Source organism: Undibacterium sp. SXout7W, assembly GCF_049339385.1.
GTDB lineage: Bacteria > Pseudomonadota > Gammaproteobacteria > Burkholderiales > Burkholderiaceae_D > Undibacterium.
The window spans coordinates 116696-132538 of sequence record NZ_JBMPPF010000006.1; the positions used below are offsets into that span (position 1 = coordinate 116696).

The 15843-nt window shown below is 46.2% G+C and carries 11 protein-coding genes; 3 read left to right on the plus strand and 8 right to left on the minus strand.

Annotation, left to right across the window (positions count from 1 at the left end; translation table 11 throughout):
• Complete coding sequence (locus tag ACO0LB_RS08080; protein WP_423048278.1) at positions 1-762, minus strand: GNAT family N-acetyltransferase; 762 nt, start codon at positions 760-762, stop codon at positions 1-3.
• A gap of 177 nt (positions 763-939) precedes the next feature.
• A complete protein-coding gene (locus tag ACO0LB_RS08085; protein WP_423048280.1) occupies positions 940-1401 on the minus strand; it encodes a hypothetical protein in 462 nt (153 codons plus the stop codon).
• A gap of 262 nt (positions 1402-1663) precedes the next feature.
• Between ACO0LB_RS08085 and pstS the strand changes: the two genes are divergently transcribed.
• Positions 1664-2644, plus strand: coding sequence for a phosphate ABC transporter substrate-binding protein PstS (gene pstS, locus ACO0LB_RS08090; RefSeq protein ID WP_423048282.1), 981 nt, complete (start codon positions 1664-1666; stop codon positions 2642-2644).
• Between the two features lies 1 nt (position 2645).
• Here the strand turns inward: pstS and ACO0LB_RS08095 are convergent, their stop codons facing one another.
• Positions 2646-3959 (minus strand): c-type cytochrome, encoded by a 1314-nt coding sequence (locus ACO0LB_RS08095; RefSeq protein ID WP_423048401.1) that lies wholly within the window; start codon positions 3957-3959, stop codon positions 2646-2648.
• A 12-nt stretch (positions 3960-3971) separates the two neighbouring features.
• On the minus strand, positions 3972-4712 hold the full coding sequence (locus ACO0LB_RS08100) for a c-type cytochrome (protein ID WP_423048284.1): 741 nt from the start codon (positions 4710-4712) through the stop codon (positions 3972-3974).
• A gap of 454 nt (positions 4713-5166) precedes the next feature.
• On the opposite strand from ACO0LB_RS08100, the gene rpoD reads away from it, so the two are divergent.
• Complete coding sequence (gene rpoD / locus ACO0LB_RS08105; RefSeq protein WP_423048286.1) at positions 5167-8100, plus strand: RNA polymerase sigma factor RpoD; 2934 nt, start codon at positions 5167-5169, stop codon at positions 8098-8100.
• 303 nt (positions 8101-8403) lie between these two features.
• Here the strand turns inward: rpoD and ACO0LB_RS08110 are convergent, their stop codons facing one another.
• Both ACO0LB_RS08110 and pnuC read right to left on the minus strand, forming a co-directional pair.
• On the minus strand, positions 8404-8928 hold the full coding sequence (locus ACO0LB_RS08110; protein ID WP_423048288.1) for an AAA family ATPase: 525 nt from the start codon (positions 8926-8928) through the stop codon (positions 8404-8406).
• A complete protein-coding gene (pnuC, locus tag ACO0LB_RS08115) occupies positions 8916-9506 on the minus strand; it encodes a nicotinamide riboside transporter PnuC (RefSeq protein WP_423048290.1) in 591 nt (196 codons plus the stop codon). The genes ACO0LB_RS08110 and pnuC overlap by 13 nt, the downstream gene beginning before the upstream one ends.
• 237 nt (positions 9507-9743) lie before the next feature.
• Between pnuC and ACO0LB_RS08120 the strand changes: the two genes are divergently transcribed.
• On the plus strand, positions 9744-10232 hold the full coding sequence (locus tag ACO0LB_RS08120; RefSeq protein ID WP_423048292.1) for a pilin: 489 nt from the start codon (positions 9744-9746) through the stop codon (positions 10230-10232).
• A 242-nt stretch (positions 10233-10474) separates the two neighbouring features.
• Here ACO0LB_RS08120 and ACO0LB_RS08125 read toward each other — a convergent pair whose 3' ends face one another.
• Entirely contained in the window at positions 10475-12706 is a 2232-nt protein-coding gene (locus ACO0LB_RS08125; RefSeq protein WP_423048294.1) for a TonB-dependent receptor plug domain-containing protein, read from the minus strand.
• A 223-nt stretch (positions 12707-12929) separates the two neighbouring features.
• On the minus strand, positions 12930-15722 hold the full coding sequence (locus ACO0LB_RS08130; RefSeq protein WP_423048296.1) for a PAS domain-containing sensor histidine kinase: 2793 nt from the start codon (positions 15720-15722) through the stop codon (positions 12930-12932).
• Positions 15723-15843: the final 121 nt, after the last annotated feature.

The following is a 15843-nucleotide window of genomic DNA, read 5'->3' on the forward strand; positions in this document are numbered from 1 at the left end:
TTACTCCCCAGTGCCATAGTGACGAGCGTAGCGGTCATCCAGATTTGCCAATGGCAGCATGACAAACAGATCTGCGCTATGAAAATCAGGATCCCACGCAGGATCACCGCAAACCCAGGCTCCAGCGCGCAAATAGCCTTTCAGCAGAGGTGGAATACGTGCCTCCACATTGCTGGTATCAATCTCATCAAGTGGGAATGGTACGTGTGGAGTCACACGATATTCTCGCGGGCAAAAATCTTTTTCAACCAGACCACGATAAATCGCGGCGGCATTCTGACCACCATCCGTCAGGCTGATGCTGGCACAGCCAATCAGGTAAGTGCAACGTTCACGGCGCATATAAGCAGCCAAACCAGCCCATAACATCATAATCACCGCACCACTACGATAATCCGGGTGAATACAGGCGCGCCCTGCTTCTGCAATACTGCCTCGGATATTTTGCAGACGGGATAAATCAAATTCTGTTTCAGAGTAATAACGCCCCATTTCACGCGCGGCGTTCGGCCCAAGAATCCGGTAAGTACCTACCACTTTCAAGGTTTTAGAATCGCGTACGATCAAATGATCGCAGTATGCATCAAATTCGTCTTTGTCCAGGCCATCCGGATTCGACAGTGCAGACAGTCCCATGCTCTCAATGAATACCTTGTAACGTAGACGCTGTACTTCCTTTACTTCTTCAGGCGTCGTCGCCAGGCTCAGGTTGAGTTTGGAAAAACTGGGATTAGCATCCGCTGGTATCGTGAGTAATCGCATTCATCGTCCTTGTTATGTCTCAAGATGTCGTTTGGTCGACGAACGAAGATTAAATGACGATTACTTCAGCAAGATGACAGGCAGATGTCTGTTTTATGACAGGTTAAAAAAACAACATCCCCCACTTTCAGAGAAAAAGTGGGGGATGCAAAGCATCACTATTCGTGATGAAACAGCTTATTTTTCCTTTTTGGGGCGACCCGCTTTTAACGGCGACAGGTCGGCAATGAGTGCTTTCAGAGCGGGCACATCCTTTTCACCCAATAACAGCAGACCGATACGCAATAACTGGCTTTTTTTCACATCCACGCCTGCTTTCAGACAAGATTTCTTTACCAACCCCAGAATTGCATATTCTTCTTCAGGCATAGTAAAGCTGTCTCGTATCAATTTTGATTTCTTCACTTTATCTACCGTTTCAACCGGAGATTTAGGAAAAGGGACCTTATCATTCGCTGGCTTCACCGGCGCTTTAACGCGTACAGAAGCTTCTGCCGGAGCAGCTTTAGCAATAGCCTCTGTCTTGTCTGCGGCTGTTTTTTTAACGACCGTAGTAGTGACTTTCTTTTCTGCGGCCACTTTCTTCGCTACCGGTGCTTTAGTTGCCGGTGACTCTTTTTTGACTGTTGCGGTTGACATAGGGACCTCCAATTTAAAATATATAAACAATATAAACAATATATTTACGAATAACAACTATAAAGCTTATCTTGATGACATGACGCAGGTGTTACCAAAGCACGCAATCAGAACGTTTAAAGGCAATGTGAGATAATGCGCGCCGTTTCTTTGCTGCATCTTCAGCCATTTTTCTGCGTTTTTCTCGCTTTTCACCATGACCCGCATTCACTCCCTATTATTTCTGCTTCTTACCGCCCTCATTACGCCATTCGTGTCCTCAATGGAAATTCAAGGAGCAGGATCGTCCGCAGCTGCGCCACTATATAAAAAATGGGCCGATGCCTATGCTAAAACCGTGACTGACCGCGTTGATTATCAAGCGGTTGGCTCATCAGCAGGAATTAAAAAAATCAAAGAAAACAGCGTTGACTTTGGTGCGAGCGATGCGGCTTTAAGTCAGGCAGAGTTGAAAAAATCCAAATTAATTCAATTTCCATCCGCCATTTCAGGCATCGTTCCGGTAGTGAATCTCCCCGGTCTTAAGTCAGGCGAGTTGCGCCTGAATGCGGAAACACTGGCAGGAATCTTCAGTTACAAAATCAGCCAATGGAATGATCCGGCAATCGTTGCCATCAATCCTCAATTACGTTTGCCAGCCAAACCTATTGAAGTCATCGTCCGACAAGACGGCTCTGGTACCACTTACAACTTTACCGACTATCTGAGCAAAATCAGTCCGGAGTGGAAACAGAGTTATGGAAAAAATTTTACCCTCACCTGGCATAGCAAGCTGACTCAGGTGAAAGGCAGCAGCAGCATTGCGGCGGCTATCAAAAAAACACCTTATTCGATCAGCTATATTGATTACAACTATGTCATTCAAGACAAGCTCGATACAGTTCAATTACAAAACAGGGATGGCAAATTTATTTCACCAAGCCCCGAATCATTTTCTGCGGCACTATCGAATAGTGGATGGAAGACGCAGGCCAATTTTGAGGAAATGCTGACGGATAAGCCGGGTACTAAAACATGGCCGATTACCATGGGTACTTTTATCCTGATCCCCCAAGTAGCAAGCAATGCAGAAAAGACCATCACTACCCTGAAATTTTTCACCTGGGCATTTATGAATGGTGACAAGTTGGTCAATAGCGTCGATCTGGTTCGCTTACCTGATAGCCTGCAAGCAAGAGTGTTTAAAGAAATGACGACTGTCACTGACCAGCAAGGCAAGCCTCTGAATTGGAGCCTGCGCTGATTTAATCCAACGGCGAAGTTCGATAACGATTAACTTCTGCGGATGTGATGACACTACCCTGATTGCCCCAGGCGTTACGGATATATGTCAGCACCACGGCAACTTCGCTATCAGTCAACATAGGGCCAAATGGCGGCATGCCATAAGGCCTGGGATTGCCTCTTGTAGACGGCGGAAAACCACCAGCGAGCACCATCCTGACCGGATTAGTCACGGAATGTGACTGTACTGCATAATTACCCTTCAGCGCCGGATACACGGAGGCAACGCCATCACCGCCTGCCCCATGACAGTCGCTACAATGCGTTTTGTACAGCGCACTCCCCTGCAGCATGATTCTATCCATGGTTTCCTTACCAATGGCCTGTGAGGACAGGCTACGATCCAGCATATCCTCTGGTGCTTGTTGAGGCACTGGAATAGATTGCAGATAAGAAGTGATTGCTGCTATATCGGATACCGACAAGTATTGCAGACTCTCAGCAACAACCTCGGCCATGGGGCCCGATACGCTGGCGATACCCGAAATACCATTCTGTAATAAAGATTGTGATTGTGTGGATGTCCATTGCAATAAATGCGCTTCATTTTTTTGCGACAAGGATGGCGCATACCAATTCACCATCGCTAGTTCTCCCCCAGACAAATCCTGATATCCAGCATTTGCGCCTAAGGCATTACGACTACTATGACAAGCGCTACAATGCCCGAGGCCATTCACCAGATAGGCTCCCCTATTCCACATCGCACGCTGCTCAGATTGTTCCTGAAATACTCCCGGGCGAAAATAAGCGGCTCGCCAAAACGCGAGTAAGGCTCGCTGATCGTATGGAAAATGCAGGTGATGGTTTTGATTTTCTTGCGATACCGGTGTCAGCGTTTTCAGATAAGCGAACATCCGATCTGCATCCTGACGCGTAACCTGAGTGTAATTCGGGTAAGGGAAAGCAGGATACAACAACTTTCCATCTGGTGATTTCCCATTATGCAACGCTTGCCAAAAATCTTCGCTTGTCCAGCGACCAATACCTGTCTTGATATCAGGTGTGATATTCGGCGATACAAAATCACCAAACTCGGAACGGATGATTCTTCCACCAGCATATGCAGCGCCGCCACGCTGGGTATGGCATCCCATACAGTTACCTGCACGCACCAGATAAGCCCCCTGCTCCAATATGCTCGCATCTACAGCAATATTTGTTATTTTGTTGCCATCATATTGATGATCATCGAGCAACCATTGGCCATACAAGCCAACTGCCAGTATGAGTAGGACAAAGACTGAAACCAGATACCGCAAAATTTTCTTCATCACACTCAGATCCTAATGAGACACGCTACCACAAGAGATTGGTAACTTAAATTGAGGAATATCGCGCGCATGTGGTGCCACAGCCGCTGAAGGTATTGGCTGCGCAGCCAACCATGCCGAGACAGCACCGACATCCTGAGCCGTCAACTTGTTGGCAATCTGCTGCATGCAATCCGGTGCAACCGCATGACGACTGCCTGTCTGCCATGCGCCTAGCTGGGCGACGATGTAATCGCGCGGCAAACCTAGCAAGCCTGGAATAAAAGGAGCAACTCCCGTCATTTTTTCACCATGACAGCCAGCACAGGCAGGCAATTTTTGGGAGGAGTCACCACGCTGTACAAGAATGCGACCTCGTTCCAGCATATCCGGGCTGGCCTCTGGTTTTTGCGGTGCTGCATAAGGTGGATGCTGCTGGGAAAAATATCCTGCTATTTCCTGCAGATAGGCATCCGACAAATGCCCAACCATGTACGTCATCAGCGGATAAGTACGTTTCCCATCACGAAAATTTCTCAATTGGTTATATAAATACCCATCTGGCTTACCAGCAATACGCGGATAATAGCCATCGCTGGCAGCACGCCCCTCCTGACCATGACAGGACGTGCAGGCTTTTAAACGCTGCGCCAACGTATCAGGTACGGTCTGCGCCAAGGCAATGACAGGCAGCAAAAATAACAATGCAGAAAAATTTTTGGGAATGCGTAAAAGAACAACAATTAGGACAACAATTTCGCGCAATACATTCATAACGTGCTCAATCAGCGAATCCAAAAACAATAGCTTAACAGCTTGTCAAAAATAACCTGCTAGAATTTGCTACGGTCACCAGCACAAAAATACAGGTAGCAATTTATTTTCCATGAAAAACGATTAATATCGTTATCATCATTTACAGAAATTTTTTTCCAAATATCCTTGCCAGACAAGGCTTTCCGGATTGATTGATAAAATCAGCCATAAGTAAACAAAAATAATACTGCTCGCATTGCAGATCGAACTTGTCAAGAAGCCCTAAGCCGAGGATAATTCTGCCCTTTCGTCTCATTTTGAGACCCAGTTTTAGCAAGACGAATTTGCCCGCTTTGATCAGCGGGCTTTTTCTTCCGCTTCTGCCGTTGATCTGCAACTAATGATCGTCAGCAGCTACTGCCATTGCCATACACTATTGACAAGCATTTGTTGTCGTACTTGATTTTGTCACATGAAAAACAGCACAACTGATTCAACTCAACCTCCCGTAGAAAAAACAGGCTCTACCCTCACTCTAGGTAAAAAAACCCTCCAGCTGAACAGACCTGCTATGTCACTGCCGAAAACAACGGCAGAAGCTGCTCCTGCGCCCACAGCAACGGAAAAAACTGAGGAAACTCTCCCAGCAGCGCCCATCACGGTCGTGACCAAGCGTCGTTCGCGTCTGCAACCGGTGTCTGCAGAAACAACGATTACGCCAGTTGCCGCACTGACAGCAGAAGATATCGAAGCAATGAGTCTGCTGCCCTACGACGACACGCCAGAGCCTGTCATGGCAACACCAGATGTTGAAGACACTCCGTTTCAGTTCGCTGGTACCGATGCGCCATCATCAGAAAATCTGCATCTGAGCGGTGAAGCTGCAGAACCAGCCATCAAGACAGAAACCAAAGTCGAAATCCGCGCTGATTTAAAAGCCGGATTAGAAGCGCTGTCCTCAATTGAAGCACCGAAACCACGTGCTGTCATTATCAGAAAAACAGCGCCGAAAGTAGCTAAAAAATTGTTACTGGCAGATCAACAGCCGGTTAACAATATGCCTGCGCCCATTAAACGCGAAGCGCGTATTGGTTCAGGTAAATTTGCTGCCGCGGCACCTGTAGTCACGTTAAAACCAGTGACAGCTGCCAACGCAACGCCAGCAAGACCGGTCGGATCAATCGCCGCAAAAACGATGCCATTGGGCACGCCAGTTGTAGCAACGATGCCATCAGACTCGTCGCGCAATCAAGGCATTGTCGACGCCATCAAGGCAGTCGCAGCGTCCATCGCGCCCACAACATCGACAACGATACCCACAACCATCGCCGCGGCTGTTACAACAACGTCTGCCAATATCACTACCGCAGATATTGATACGTCCAATTACCTGCTATCAGGCGCAAAAGAGCCAGCCAAGCGCGGCCGAAAACCATCTGAATTTCAATTTGAAAACGATGAAATTCAGGCACTGAATGCCGCTGAATCCGCCGAAATGAAGCGTGCGGCCAGAGCAAAAGCGAAAAAAACAGGTGCAGAAGTCAACTCTGCCAACGCAGAAGAGCAACTGGAGCAATATCGCAAGCAACTGACCAAACTGATTCGTATCGGCAAAGATCGCAGCTATCTGACACACGCTGAAATTAATGATCATTTACCGGAAGAAGTTACCGATCCGGAAATGATACAAAACGTCATCAGTACACTCAATGACATGGGTATCGCGGTATATGACCGTGCTCCCGATGCTGCGATGATGCTGTTGACAGACAATGTTGCAACGCCCGTTACAGACGATGAAGAAGAAGCCGCTGCCGCAGCTGCATTAGCAACGGTAGACTCTGACTTCGGCCGCACCACCGACCCTGTGCGCATGTACATGCGTGAAATGGGCGGTGTAGAACTATTGACGCGTAGTGGTGAAATTGAAATTGCCAAACGTATCGAAGACGGTCTGATTGATATGGTGCAAGCAATTTCCGCGTGCCCGGGTACCGTTCAGGAAATTCTCATCATTGCAGAAAAAATTGCTAAAGATGAAGTCCGTGTTGATGACATCATCGACGGACTCGTTGACCGGAATACAGACAATGTCGCACTGGTCATTGCTACTGATGCAGACGATCTGGACGACGACGATGTCAGCGATGATGATGTAGCAGAAGGCAGTGGCATCAGCGATGAACAATTACAGCAGTTAAAAGCAACTGTGTTACAGAAATTTGCTGTCGTACAAAAGCACTTCGAGCAAATGCAAGCAGCACGTGTGAGTGATGGCTATAAATCAAACACTTACAATATCGCGCAGGAAGCCATCACGCGCGAATTGCAAGGCATGCGCTTTACTGTCAAAACAGCAGAAAAATTATGTGACACCTTGCGCAAGCAGATGAAAGAAATGCGTACTGCTGAAAAGCAGATGATGGATTTACTGGTCAACAAATGCGGTATGCCACGCGCATTTTTTGTTGAACACTTCCGCATCAATGCAACGAACACCGCATGGCTGGAGCAAGCGTCACAATGCACACAACCCTATGCAACGCTGATTCTGCGTCACATTCATGCAGCGAGAGAATTGCAACAAAAACTGATCGATCTGGAACAGTGCGTGACATTGCCGTTGAGCGATCTGCGCGATATTAACAAGCAGATGATTGCTGGTGAAAAACGTGCCAGCGAAGCTAAACGCGCAATGACAGAAGCAAACTTGCGTCTGGTCATTTCTATTGCAAAAAAATATGTGAATCGTGGTCTGCAGTTCCTGGATCTGATTCAGGAAGGCAATATCGGGTTATTGAAAGCTGTCGACAAATTTGAATATCGTCGCGGCTATAAGTTCTCTACCTATGCAACCTGGTGGATCAGGCAGGCAATTGCACGCGCTATCGCGGATCAGGCGCGTACCATACGCGTGCCTGTACACATGATAGAAACCATCAATAAGATGAATCGTGTCAAACGCCAATTATTGCAAGCAAGTGGACTCGAACCCGAACCTGCAGCGATTGCCGAAAAAATGGGATTGCCAGAAAGTAAAGTACGTGAAATTCTGAAAATTGCCAAAGAACCAGTGTCACTGGATGTGCCTATCGGCGACGACGGTGACTCGCAATTAGGTGATTTTATTGAGGACAGTATGAATCTGTCGCCAATGGCAGCGGCGATGCAGGCGTCAGTACAGACAAAGCTCAAAGAAGCGCTGGACTCACTGAGCCCGCGCGAAGCTAAGGTCTTGCGAATGCGCTTCGGATTGGAAACCACCAGCGAATTCACTCTTGAAGAAGTTGGTAAACAGTTTGAAGTAACCCGCGAACGTATTCGTCAGATCGAAGCCAAGGCGATGAAAAAACTGCGTCATCCAGCTCGGGCAGACCACCTGAAGAGTTTAATGGAAAGTAGCTAATGCGTTAGGCGCAATAGTAGTAATAGTCGCCACATTAATACGCTATCAAAAAAGCCTTTTGTTTCTTTTACACGAAACAAAAGGCTTTTTTTTTAATACGTACCCGATGACGTTCAGCACAATCTTGTGCCAAGAAGATATTTACTGATACGAAGTACTCACTACCACGATTTACAAAGTCACTTCAGTAGTGTTATGGATCCTTATCAATTCCATAAAGCCTTCGTCACCACATCTTGACGGAACAATTTTGCGTAAGTCCAAGCTACTATGCTACGCAAATAGTTAAGCGGCAAAATAACATCAGAATAATAAAAAATCCAAGGCGAACTGTACCTGCTCCACTCTGTTTGACAGACTCCCCTCTACCAGTAAGAACGGAATTTCCCGCTCATCCAACATCTGGAGCAACTCTTGATGAATATGTTCACGAACAGCTGCAGACTCACGTTGTAATCCATCGGCAGTCCAAGGAAAATCAGGAGCAGTCACCAACGTAAAATCATAGTTATGTAAAGACTCAAGAGCAGCCAGTTCCGTATCTACACGCTTGAAATAATGTCGGCTATACATTGCAGTCATCAGTGGCGTGGTATCGCAAAACAACCATTGATTGGCTTGAACTGTCAGCACCGCCTCGCGCTCCAACTGGGACCGAGCGATCATAATCTGCTCTTCTTCTTTAGGTGCGCGCTGGTGTCTGTCAACAAATTCACGTAAATACTCCGGTACCCATACCGTTTTGTAGCGTTGCGCCAGCGCTTCAGCCAGAACAGATTTACCGGATGATTCTGCTCCAAGGATGGCAATACGATTTACTGTTGGCATGCTTTACTCCAGGTCTTCAATCCCGTTACAGCCATCACGACAAAGATCGCATACAGTATGGCCGTTAACATCAGATTTTTATACATATACAAACCAACATAAATAACGTCGACGATAATCCAGACATGCCAGTTTTCAATTTTTTTCCGAGAGAGTAACACCTGCCCTACCAGGCTACCAGCAGTCAGAAAGCCATCCACATAAGGCACATCCGTATCTGTATACGACTTCAGGAACCAGGCAAGCGGCACAAATACCACCATCCAAACAACAACAACGACCCAGCGCTCCACCATAGTCAACCATCGTGGCGAAGATGCCGATGACTCTTTGATACCCGATAGCCACAACCACCATCCCCAAATAGACACACCAATAAATACGAATTGCAGTGCCATATCTCCATAGAGGCGAGCATCAAAAAAAACTGCCGCGTATAAGCCAGATGCGAGAATAGAAAATAACCAAGCCCAATGTCGTTGCCTGATATTGAGGAAAACTGTGATAACCGACAAAATGAATGACGATAATTCCAGCAATGAGGTACTGAATCCAAAAACAGAAATCGATTCATTCATGGCAACAACCACCAGCTGACTACGACTAACATCATCGTATTTTCAGATACGCTTACAACAGGCATACGGACTCTCTATTCTGGAGCACTTCAACCCCATATATTATTTAAGAGGGGCATTATCGACGATACACCCGCAGATGTCATTTCAGATTCTCTCTGATGTTTTTCTGATGTTTGATTGTTACCAACACAACTTATCCGGTATAGTCAGTACATGTCCGCTCACCAACACACCATGAAAAAAATCGCTGGTTTCACTTTATTGGAAATGATGGCTGTCATTGCTGTCATTGCTATTCTGGCTGCAATGGCTATCCCTTCTTATCTGATCAAACTAGTTAAAGAACAAATAGAAATCGCTTTGCCACTCGCTGATATCGCAAAAAAACCGATTGCATTCGCCTGGCAATCCGATCAGAAGTTCCCTCTTGATAATGCTGCCACAGGCATTCCTGCTGCAGATAAAATCGTGAATAACTATGTGAGTGCTATCACAGTACAGGATGGAGTTATCCATATCACATTTGGCAATCGTGCCAATGGTGTCATCAAAGGAAAAATCCTTAGTTTGCGTCCGGCAGTTGTAGAAGATGCTCCTGTTGTACCAGTGACATGGGTCTGCGGAAACGCAGAAGCACCTGAAAAAATGACAGTCAAAGGTAATAATCTGACGTCAGTTCCAGCAGAATATTTGCCCCTGATCTGTCGCCCCAAGCCTAAATAATTCCAATAACTTGAAAAAGTTTACATCCAGAGCAACGAAAATCCCGCAATCTGTTTGAAGACTCCTCCTCCGAAAATGGGAAAGATATATCCATTTTAGAAGAAGCCCCTATTTGCTGGTGCACTTCTCGATACCAGTTTTTACCTTATCCGGCGATAACATCAATGTCGGCGCAAAAGAAAATATAAAAACAAGACGATAAAATGAACTCACATCCGTTGTCGCCAGATATTCAGCCGCTATTAAAGTTTGTGCTCGAATAAGATACGTAGTGTCGTCGTCGTTGGTGTCGTTGTCGTTTGCTGTAATGAGCCACTGGCATCCGAATATGTGCTGGCCGACAAATTATCCTGATGTAAGGCATTGCCCAACGAGACGCGCAGGTTTGTCTTCTGTGTGAATTTCCATAAGGCATAAACATCAAGCACTCGTTTTGGTACGGAGTAACTGCTCTGTGCCACGGAAATACGAACAGGGCCACCATCCTGAAAACTGACATTTCCACCTACTGTCAGCGGTAACTTATCAAGCTTATAGTCCATGCCCAGATTTGCACTGATAGGAGTCTGAGAATCAATCCGGTTGTTTGGGCCAGGTACTGTTTCAAGATTGGACCAGTTAAACGAGAGATTTGCACGGAAATCAATTGACGGTGCATTCTGCATCACGGAGCGCAGCGGGAATTTTGCTTCCAACTCAATTCCCCGGGTGGTTGCCTGCCCATCATTCACAGGCATGCTGATCCAGGTACCATTGACATTCGATAACTGCGTACGAGTAATGTCGTTAATGCGACGCATATAAACACTGGCACTCAACATACCGCCATCGGACAGGTAATGTTCAAATGCAGCATCGAGTCCCCAGGCAAGTTCAGGTTTCAGGTTGGGGTTACCCATCGTGTCCGGGTTAGTGGCACTGTTATTATTCGAAATATAGCGACGAGGTATCAGTTTACTGGTGTCGGGAGCCTTGTAGGTACGTGTCAGACCCAGACGTACCTGATCATTTTTACTATCAGGTAATTTCCATAGCGTTTGCAATATGGGACTCCAGACACTGGATTTATTACGTACTTCGCTATAAGTATTTCCTTCGCTGCGAGTATCCAATCCCTCCCAGCGCAAGCCTGCATACAGTGACCATTGCTTGGTGATATTCCACTCGTCCTGAGCGAATAACGCCAGCCTGGTGACATCGGCATCAAATGTCTCATCCAGATTTAATGGCTTTAAACCACTGGCAAGGCTGGTGACCGTGTCATTCTGCAAGCGATTTTCGTTGCGCTTACTGTAGGCGCCATCCCAGCCAAAAACAAATGCATGATTTTCTACAAACGGTGCAGAATATTTACCGCTGAATGTCAATCCCTTGTCGCTGGCTCCCGAACTGACTTTTCGATCCAGCGTCTGAGTATTTCCAATGTCATAGCCAAGGAAATTTACATCGGAATTCCGCTTGTTGTAATTGACACCCAGCTTTACATCTAATTTAGCGCTGTCAGCGAGTTTGTGTATCCAGTTCAGATTCGTTCTCAACATAGTGAAATCCGATTGAATACGTTGAAAATCGCTGACATAGACCGGTAATACGCCCAAAGAAGTTATCGATGATTCTTTGTTATATCCAGAAAACCGGTTGGCATTAATAAAGCTCTGAGTCGTGACGGTATCCCCATTCTCCAGGCTCCAGTTCACTCTCGGCGCAAATCCAATCGCGTTGAAAGTACCCCAGCCAACGATATCGGTATGACGCAACAAGTTAGTTTTACCACTGGCATCTGTACCTATTTCGTCCATTGCCGAAGGACGTTCATATTGCCCATGTGTCAGATTCCCCGATAGTGAATACGACATGCGGCCTAGTTTGTCCGCAATTTGTCCGTTCATATTGGTACCGAATCTTCCTCCATCCATCTGACCGCCAATTTTGATTTCTTTTTGTGCGGTTTGTACTGTTTTTTTGAGAACAATGTTAATACCGCCAGCAATCGCCTGTGTGCTGGTATCTGCTGTTGCAGCACGCATGACTTCGATTCGTTCGATTAAATCCGGTGAAATAGAGTCCAAAGAAAAGCCTGGAGGACTAGGCTCACCATTCAGTAAAATTTGCGTGTATCCAGCACCAAGACCGCGCATACGTATTTCGCCACCACGTCCTTGAACACCACCAATAGTCACCCCTGGCAAGCGCTTTAAAACATCTCCTACCGTGGTGTCTCCATAACGAATAATGTCTTCCTGAGTGACGACAATTTTAGTTGCTGTATCCTGGCGACGCTCGTCATAATTACGAGTGCCTTGAACTTCGACACGTTGAATCTTTTGCTGAGTATTGCTGGCCTTCGCCGAAGGATCTGGCTGGACTGACTCAACGCTTGCTGCTTGCTGAGCAAAAGCGGCAGAATTCATCGCAGCCAAAATGGCGACGGAGAGAACGGTAAGGTGAAACCGGGTCTTAGGCAAAGGCATCATACGTAGGTGGTAGGTTGATTGTAGAGAGCGGAAATGGGCTTTGACATTAACACAACAACAGAGTTCCGCATCGCAACAATACGTTACCAGCGCAATGATTAGGACAATCTCTGGGCGGCCTTACAAAAATCCCGGAAATTCTCGCAGATATCTCAGGAGTATCTGAGATACGTATCAAGGTAGTATGTACTGGCAATAGCCAAAATATTTTCTTCTGGCAAAATTAACGATTGTTATCAGGATCACTCGCAGCCGTTCGGGCTTCAAATGGTATCTCGGACTTGAGCTCTGTTTTGATCTCAGGTGCAATACGGGGAATATTCAATGTAAATCGAGTGCCTTCATCCGGCTTACTATCAAGATGAATATCGCCACCGAGCACACCGGTGACCAGATTGTAGACGATATTCATTCCTAATCCTGACCCCCCCTGACCTAATTTAGTCGTAAAAAATGGATCAAAAACACGCTTTTGCTCATTTTCATCAATACCAAGTCCATTATCGGAAAATACAATGCGTACAGCATCAGGATCGATCAGGCAGCTAATCAAATGCATTTCTCCGGCATCGCGTCCATCAAACGCATGCGTCAATGCATTGGTCATAAAGTTCGTAATGATTTGTCCCAGTGGCCCGGGATAACTGTCCATCGAGATTCCTTCGCTGAAGTCGGTCGTCAGTTGATATGGGCCCTTTTTATACATCGGTGCTAAAGTAACAATGACCTCTTCTAAAACGTGTTTTAAGTCAAATTGTCGCCGTTGATTACTGGATTGATCAACGGCAACCTGCTTAAAACTACCAATCAGTTCACGTGCAATCCCCAGTGTGCGCATCAACAAAGCAGTACCGTTTGAGGCACTTTGTAAATACTGATCTAATACCGAGCGGCGTAATTTTCCTTCACTGATATCTCGTAACAGTTCCCGCGTTTTATCCTGCAAGGTGCTGGCAACAGTCACACTATTTCCGATGGGCGTATTCAATTCATGAGCAACACCTGCCACCAGAGAGCCTAACGCCGCCATTTTTTCAGACCGCACTAACTCGTCCTGCGCATGTTTAAGCGAATCCATCGCTTCCGCCAGCTCTGCATTTGCCTGCTCCAATTTCAACGTGCGCTGCTTGACTCGAACTTCCAACTGAGCAGTCATTTCTCTGATTTCTTGCTCCGCCTGATATTGTCTGGTGACATCCATGACAGAAAAAATACACATCCGATTCTGATTCATCGTCAATAGGCGCGCAGACATCATACAAATAACTCGTTTACCGAGGCTATCCTTTACCAAAACTTCCACCTGATCCAGTACAACATCAGCCAAAAGACTCTGTAGCATCTGACCAGGCTGATCCCCATCCTCCCAGAAATTAATATGAAGGAAATTTTTACCTACGACATCCTCTCGCACGTAGGAAAACTGCTTCAGCCATAAATCATTCACTTCAACAATCGACTGATCTCGCACATCCAATAAAACAAGAGGTATCGGTGAAAGCTGGAACAAAGCAGAATATTTTTGCTCACTCTCACGCAGCAGACGCTCAGCAAACATACGTGCACGCTCTGTCGCCAACTCATGCTCAATATTTCGTGATGTCAATAGCAGATAGGATTCATCATCTGAATCGAATTTAGAACCTGATATCCGGCATTGAATAATTTCGCCATTTTTTCTGTGAAAAGCGACCGGAACATCGCGGATTTCGCCAGTATTCTTGATGTGCGCAATCAGATCTGCTCGCTGCTCAGGGTGCGCCCACAAATTAAGCTCTGTCGACGTATGCCCTACCGCTTCTTCACGTGTATAGCCTGTTAATGGCTCCCAATTACGATTAACGTCGATATACTCACCCGTTGCCAGCTTGGTAATAGTCAAGGTATCAGGAGTGAGCTGAAACACGATGGATAATAATTTTTCTCTTTCATTCAGCGCCGTTTTAACTTGTTGCTGAATTTTTTCAGACTGACGCAAAGCAGAGATATCACGTGTCACGTACATTACATAGGAATCGCTCCCTACTTCGAAACGTGTACCGGAAATTTCTACATAAAATTGATGCCCTCGTTTATGCAAAAATGCCGCTTGAAAATTATGCACCTCCCCATTGGCTCTGAGCGTCGCCAACATCTCACGCCGCTGGGTTTCTTCGCACCACAAATGCAGATCCGTAGAATAATGCCCGATAGATTCAGCTCTGGAGTAACCGGTAACTTTTTCCCAATGACGATTTACCTCGAGAAAACAGCCATCTTTTTCACGACAAATCAACAACACATCAGGAACTAACTGAAACACTTTTTCAAACAGATTTTCACGCTGTCTGGAGAGCTGCTCTGCCAGCTTTCTCTCCTGAATTTCCTGACGCAACAGTTCGCTGGTCTGCTCGGCTTCTTTTTGTTGCCGTAGCAAAGCGGCGATCAATAACATCATTCCTATCGCCAGATCAAGCACAATGGTGATACCGAACCCAATCGGTGCAAACCAGGTGATATTGCGTAAAAATGGATAATTCAGTACATGCATTCCTTTAAGTAATAGCAAACCCGCCAACAATAGATAACCAAGATATCCCGTATTTCTTTGGGTTTTCCAAATAGTCGCTGCCGCACCTATGAGTAAAAATCCACCAAAAAAATATGCCGGCAACACTCGCCATACAAAAGGCAATTCCGTTGCATATGCCATCAACCCCCATATAACAGAAACTGCAAATGTCAGCATGACTGGCATGACATACACTGTGCGCCCGCTAAAAATACGAATACCACACCATAAAAAACAAGCGTACGCGATCAGAAAAAAATCGACTGACGCACCGAGCCAAGGCAAATTAATGACTGCCAGTAAAGCGCTCAAATTTCTGAGGCTAATACATGCATAAGCAAGCATCCAGCACCGAGCCGAACGCAGATGTACTTTGAGCGATTGAAGATACATTAATACCAGCGTCGTCAGCACTGAAGATGCCAGCATCAGTGAGAGAAGTACGGGTAAGTAGGAGGATGACATAAAAATGTGGGTGACGATCGCAATAACGTGGTCAGCAAAACAAACTTCGCATGGCGAGGCAGAGACATCACTGGTCGGGTTCTGAGGCACTCAGTTTATAACAATCCATCAAACTGGAATT